This is a genomic window from Ideonella sp. B508-1 (assembly GCF_000333615.1).
Classification (GTDB): domain Bacteria; phylum Pseudomonadota; class Gammaproteobacteria; order Burkholderiales; family Burkholderiaceae_C; genus Ideonella.
On record NZ_BADL01000190.1, the window covers coordinates 1 to 1,292 of the forward strand.

General features: G+C 47.1%; 1 protein-coding gene. It reads right to left on the bottom strand.

All coding sequences use genetic code 11. From position 1 onward, the window contains the following. Positions 1-15: 15 nt before the first annotated feature. Positions 16-1,221, bottom strand: a complete 1,206-nt coding sequence (locus tag I73_RS32485) for a radical SAM protein (RefSeq protein ID WP_148289732.1) — start codon at positions 1,219-1,221, stop codon at positions 16-18. Positions 1,222-1,292: the final 71 nt, after the last annotated feature.

The following is a 1,292-nucleotide window of genomic DNA, read 5'->3' on the forward strand; positions in this document are numbered from 1 at the left end:
TTAGCTATCGATCATCTATGATTTCGTTAATTCTGGGTCGATCGAGACTGGCGCTGTGAAATGCTCTGGACCGCTTGATGCTGGAATTATGAATTTTTCTAGTTCCAGCGGAACCTCGTATTCGGCGAAGTCCACCTTATTCACTGGAACGAATAAGTGCAGGTGCGGAGCCCTTTCGAAATCCTGCTCGAGGACAGATTCGTGTGAGACACGATGCACCATGGGAATTGCCTTCACGTCGGGACATATTACAAACGCACCATCCACATCTTTCCGCCTTTCAATATTATTATTAATTTGCGCTTCCGGCAGGCGAAGTCCTGTGATCTTTGAGATTCTCCAAATTGAATAAGTTGTGATTTCGTGATCAAAAACAGATTGAAGGGGCCATTCCGAGTATTTTGAATTGCGGAGGAATGCGCCTAGAAATTCCCCAAATGTCTCAATAATCAGATTGTATTCAATAATCCTATTAAAGTCCTCGATGCGCCGCCTATCTTCCAATGTCAGCGCATTTCGATAGTCATCGAGAAGGCGCCATAACGACCCGACGGTTCTTGAATAGCTGTACAGAGTTGCGGGCAGAAAGTTTGTGAGCGTCGCCCAAATGCGATGAACAAAGAAAACCCTGTCTATGCCTAATAGTGGTGGATCAATGTTATAGAATGTCGAAAAAAGATCGGGATGACGCTTTATTCTTTCCATGTCCTCTTCTAGCAGCCCCGTTCCGGCAGAGAAGCTTACCCCATTTGCCATGTCGCCCGTCATGTTTGATAGGACAAGGCGCTCCTTTGATTGAAGCCATAATTCCGTCCCGGGTAGCGCAGTAGGCATATGCAGGTTAACAAAACTATCGCCGACAAGTTTGCAATAGAGGCCAAGCGATAGCGTCTCATCGACGTCTTCAGGCGCTTCTTCGGGAAAACCAACCACGAAAGAGAATATCGGCAGCAAGCCGCCGGAGGTAACCCCTTCAATACGTTCTCTCAGTTTGATCATATTTGTCGTCTTCTTGATGGCCTTCAGCGTCCTCTTGGAGCCAGACTCAATGCCGAAGAGTACGTGATGACAACCCGCTCTTCTCATAAGACTCACAGTTTCTGCATCAAGGAGTTCTATCCGGCAGCGACACTCCCAGGTCACTCCTAGGTCCGCGGCAATCATTTCCTCGCAGAAGCTCTTGACGTAGTTTTTGTCCAAGTCGAAGAGGTCATAGGTCATCAGGAACTGGTTTAACGTTCAGGGCTGCTTCAAAAAGCGAATTTCAAAGATGATGTTCTGCGGAAAACGTA

Bases quoted from the DNA above. Each gene is read 5' to 3' on its own strand.
- I73_RS32485 (WP_148289732.1), bottom strand. From the start codon at position 1,221: ATGACCTATGACCTCTTCGACTTGGACAAAAACTACGTCAAGAGCTTC.